Annotated in this window: 4 protein-coding genes; all 4 read left to right on the forward strand. The window is 46.2% G+C overall.

Features of this window, described 5'->3' with window-relative positions; translation table 11 throughout:
- The first annotated feature begins 24 nt into the window (after positions 1 to 24).
- The gene (gene glpK, locus BG32_RS11570; RefSeq protein WP_006492445.1) at positions 25 to 1,485 is read left to right on the forward strand and encodes a glycerol kinase GlpK; all 1,461 of its coding nucleotides are present in this window, start codon (positions 25 to 27) and stop codon (positions 1,483 to 1,485) included.
- On the forward strand, positions 1,443 to 2,000 hold the full coding sequence (gene tsaE / locus BG32_RS11575) for a tRNA (adenosine(37)-N6)-threonylcarbamoyltransferase complex ATPase subunit type 1 TsaE (RefSeq protein ID WP_006492446.1): 558 nt from the start codon (positions 1,443 to 1,445) through the stop codon (positions 1,998 to 2,000). The genes glpK and tsaE overlap by 43 nt, the downstream gene beginning before the upstream one ends.
- The gene (gene lon / locus BG32_RS11580; RefSeq protein WP_006492448.1) at positions 2,001 to 4,376 is read left to right on the forward strand and encodes an endopeptidase La; all 2,376 of its coding nucleotides are present in this window, start codon (positions 2,001 to 2,003) and stop codon (positions 4,374 to 4,376) included. It begins immediately after the preceding gene.
- Positions 4,357 to 4,834, forward strand: a 478-nt coding sequence (gene yihA / locus BG32_RS11585; protein ID WP_121526856.1) for a ribosome biogenesis GTP-binding protein YihA/YsxC, incomplete at its 3' end; no start/stop codon positions are given. The genes lon and yihA, both read left to right, overlap by 20 nt.

Consider the following 4,834-nt stretch of genomic DNA (forward strand, 5'->3'; position numbering starts at 1 on the left):
GTCTTTTTAAATAGGAGGGGTTTGATGAATTACGTTCTTGCTATCGATCAGGGAACAAGTAGCAGCAAAGCGGTCCTTTTTGATCAAGAGCTGTATCAAGTTGCGGTTGCGCAGGAGGAATTCAAGCAGATCTATCCTAAACCGGGATGGGTGGAACATGATCCTAGAGACATTATTCTCAGTACTATGAGCACAATTGAGAGAGTGGTCTCAGATGCAAGAATTTCATTCAGGGAGATAGCGGCTATAGGTATCACAAATCAGAGGGAGACAGTTGTTGCCTGGGATGCTCTCACGGATCAACCGCTTTACAATGCCATAGTCTGGCAAGACAGAAGAACTGCCGGTAGATGTAAAGAGATAGAAAGCTCTTATGGAGAGTTAATTAGACGGAAGACTGGACTCAAACCGGATCCATATTTTTCCGCCACAAAGATGGAATGGCTGCTAGAGAATGTGCCTGCCGTTAGAGATGCAGCAAATAGGGGAAGATTGAGATTCGGAACGATAGACTCGTGGCTTGTATGGAATCTAACGAGGGAGAATCTTCATGTGTGTGATTTCTCTAATGCGTCAAGAACAATGCTATTTAATATAGAAGAGCTGAAATGGGATAATGATTTGCTCAATCTCTTTGGTGTGAAAGAGGAATATCTGCCAACAGTCGTTGAGTCCTGTAAGCTCCTCGGCCCTTCGATATATGGTCCGAGAATAGGTGGAATGGCTGGAGATCAGCAGGCTTCGCTCTTTGGGCAAACTGCATTTCAGACTGGCGACGCAAAATGCACTTACGGAACGGGCTCGTTCATTTTGATGAACACAGGGAAGAAGCCAAAGATATCTGAACACGGTCTGCTAACCACTATAGGATGGAAGTCCAAGGAGGAAATTGTTTACGCTGTTGAAGGGTCGATATTTGCTACTGGAGCTTTGATAAGCTGGCTGAAGGACGGACTTGGAATAATCGACGCTCCTTCCGAAACCGAGTCTCTTGCCAGAGAAGTCGCCGATAATGGTGGTGTGTTCTTTTCCGGAGCGCTTACAGGTCTTGGAGCACCCTACTGGAATTCTTCCGCCAGGGGTATGATGATCGGTCTAACTAGAGGAACGAGGAAGGCTCATATTGTAAGAGCGGTCCTTGAATACATTGCCTTCAGGACAAGGGAAATACTAGATTTGATGGAAGAGGAAACGGGTATTAGATTGAATAAGCTACTCGTGGATGGAGGGGTAACCCGAAACAATCTTCTCATGGAAATGCAGGCAAATGTATTGAACATTCCCGTCGACAGATCTCTCATAAAGGAGACAACAGCGCTTGGAGCGGCAATGCTTGCAGGAATATGCACAGGCTTATGGGATCTCGAGAGTCTTAAGAATAAAAGAATCAGCGAGGTGGTGTTTGAACCATCGGGTGACAGAATGGAGGAAGAGTTCAGAAGGTGGAAAGAGGCGCTGAAGAGATCTATGAATTGGGCGAATTAGATCTGAGGGAATTCGAGAGAGTTGCTAAGAAAATAGGAGAGATGCTCGAAGGAGGAGAGACGGTTCTCCTCTTTGGCGACCTTGGAAGCGGGAAGACAACTTTTGTTAAGTCGATGGCCGATGGATTGGGTATCGATCGCGACTACGTTAGGAGTCCTACCTTTAATATTGTCAACTCCTACCCGCGACGATCATCAAGAAAAGAGAACAATGAAAACCCGGTGCAAGTGGAGAGGCCTGGTCTTATTCATGTAGACCTTTACAGGGTTGATAGCGAAGAAGAGATGTTAGATCTTGCACTTCACGACTTGGTGGACCTGGACACTGTTGTGGCGGTGGAGTGGCCTGAGCTTTATGTCAAGTATGTCTCTCAACCTTACCTGATTGTAAGGTTGGAGCACTGTGACGAGTCGAAACGAAGCATGAGAATAGAGCCTCATGGTCGTAAAATGACGACACTTTTGAATCGTCTGGTTATGATAATTAATGAAGATGAAAGAAGGGAAGGTGAATAGATGGCTCAGAAATTTGAATTACTGGAAAAGGCGGCCGTTGGTAGCGAACGGAAGATAGAAATTCCGGAAAAGCTGCCAGTGATTCCCACGAGAACAAACATGCTTGTCTATCCTTCGGCAGTTATGCCGTTGTATGTGGGGCGTGAAAAGTCGCTGGCCGCTCTGGAAGAATCAATTGGTAAGTTCAATCAGATGGTCTTTCTCGTATCTCAAAGGGATATTACGAAAGAGGACCCGGAAATTGAAGAGCTTTTCGAGATAGGCACAATTGCCAGAATTGTTCAGCTCATGAAGATGCCCGACGGAAATTACAAGATACTTGTTGAAGGCTTGACAAGAGCGAAGTTGGTTTCAGTTGAAGAAAAGGAAAATTCACTGATTGTCGTGGTCGAAAAACTAAAGGGAAAGGGTAGAAAGAGCAAGATGCTTCAGGCGCTAGTAAGAAAGGTGAAAGAACTTGCGCTTAGGTATGTCTCAATGAGCAGGCGTTTTCCCGACGAAGCAATAATGGCTCTAGAAGACACATCTGATGCGGACAAGTTTGGAGATTTCGTTTCCTCGATGATGCCTTTTTCGCTTGAAGAGAAACAGCGGCTTCTCGAGGAGATTGAAGCGAAGGATCGTCTCAACACCCTGATGGAACTACTCACAAGGGAGATAGAAATTCTCTCTCTGGAAGAAGAGCTGGATAAAAGGGTTAAGGAAAAGATCGAGCAAGGACAGAAGGAATACTATCTCAGGGAAAAAATGAGAGCTATTCAAGAGGAATTAGAGGGCGAAGAAGATGAGGAAATAAAAGAGCTAAAGAACAAGGCAGAGTCAGGGGAGCTTCCGCAGGAAGTTAAAGAAAAAGCGGAACAGGAGATATCACGACTTGAGAAGATGTCTCCTTACTCTCCGGAAGCGACAGTTGTAAGAACTTATCTTGACTGGTTGTTGAATCTTCCTTGGCAAGAAGAGACCGACGACGAAATAGTGATCAGAGATGTTAGAAAGACTCTTGACAGCAACCACTATGGACTCGAGGATGTTAAGGAAAGAATACTCGAGTTTCTTGCTGCCAGGAGATTTTCAAAGAATCTCAGGGCTCCAATTCTATGTCTTGTAGGTCCTCCGGGGGTTGGAAAGACCTCACTTGGAAGGTCGGTCGCTGAAGCAATGGGCAGGAAGTTCGGCAGAATCTCTCTTGGAGGGATGAGAGACGAGGCGGAAATAAGGGGCCATAGGCGTACCTACGTTGGGGCGCTTCCAGGACGAATAATGCAGATGATAAGGAAGCTGAAGACAAGAAATCCGGTAATTGTCCTTGACGAAGTCGATAAAATGGGGATCAGCTTTCAGGGTGATCCGGCCTCCGCTCTTCTTGAAGTGCTTGATCCAGAACAGAACAACAATTTTACCGATCACTTTTTGGAAGTGCCCTTTGATCTTTCGAGAGTGTTGTTCATAACCACCGCTAACGTTCTTTATTCAATTCCTGCTGCGCTCAAGGACAGGATGGAGATAATTGAGATTCCAGGTTACACGGAATCGGAGAAGTATCACATAGCAAGGGATCACATTCTTCCAAAGCTATTGGAAGAGTACAACATGGATTCAAGCAAATTCAGGATAACGCCTGCGGCAGTGAGGGATGTGATAAGAGATTATACAAGAGAGGCAGGAGTCAGAGAGCTCGATAGAAATCTTGCGAAGATAATCAGAAAAGCGACGCTTAAGATTGCAGAAGGCAGCGATTCGATCTCTGTTGGCGTGAATGAACTCGGTGAGTTTCTCGGGGCGCCGCTTTTCAAAGAGAGCGATTTCAGAAAGCATCCCGAGGTTGGTGTCGTGACTGGTCTGGCCTGGACTTCAGTGGGAGGAGAAATTATGTACATAGAGGTCTTGCCCGTTGCAGGAAAGGGAAAGACGATCATTACGGGTCAGTTGGGCGATGTTATGAAGGAGTCGGCACAGATAGCGGCATCGCTGGCCAGAAAGCTCTGCGATGATGAGAGGTTCTCAGAGGTTTTCGAAAAGAAAGACTTCCACATTCATGTTCCGGAAGGAGCCGTTCCAAAAGATGGCCCCAGTGCAGGAATAACTCTCACCACGGCGATTGTCTCTGCCGTTACTGGAAGAAGGGTGAGAAATGATATCGCAATGACGGGGGAGATTACTCTTCGTGGTAAAGTACTGCCGATTGGAGGTCTGAAAGAAAAACTGATGGCAGCTTATCGGGCAAGGATGAAAAAGGTTCTAATCCCGCTGGCCAACAAACGAGATCTCGAAAAAGTCCCCGATGAAATAAAGTCAAAATTGGAGTTCGTCTTTGTCGAGGACATCCGAGAGGTGCTGAAGGAGGCGCTGATCCCCGGTGACGGTAAAGAGCACTGAGCTAGTGAGGACGGTTTTTTCTAAGGGTGAATACCCCCCTCCTCTTAGAAGAGAAATCGCCTTTGCCGGTAGATCTAACGTCGGTAAGTCTTCTCTCCTTAATTCGTTGTTTGGAAGGAAGCTGGCGAAGACGAGCTCGACTCCCGGAAAGACCAGGTCGATCAACTTCTATGGCGTAAATCGAGAGATCTACTTTGTGGACCTGCCCGGTTACGGGTATGCAAAAGCCTCAATGACGGAGAGAGAGAAATGGAAGAAGTTGATTATCGATTATTTTGAATCAAGAGAAGAGCTCTCTCTCGTCGTAGTTCTTGTCGATATAAGGCATCCATTGCAGCCGGCCGATATTCAGATGCTCGAATGGGTTACATACTATGCTATACCTTTTATTCTAGTCCTTACTAAGGCCGACAAGCTCTCAAGGAGCCAGCAGATAATAGCCGAGAAGTCAATTAAAG

Origin of the sequence: Mesotoga sp. HF07.pep.5.2.highcov (assembly GCF_003666285.1) — a bacterium.
In the GTDB taxonomy this organism is placed as follows: Bacteria; Thermotogota; Thermotogae; order Petrotogales; family Kosmotogaceae; genus Mesotoga; species Mesotoga prima.

Bases quoted from the DNA above. Each gene is read 5' to 3' on its own strand.
- glpK (WP_006492445.1), top strand. From the start codon at position 25: ATGAATTACGTTCTTGCTATCGATCAGGGAACAAGTAGCAGCAAAGCG.
- lon (WP_006492448.1), top strand. From the start codon at position 2,001: ATGGCTCAGAAATTTGAATTACTGGAAAAGGCGGCCGTTGGTAGCGAA.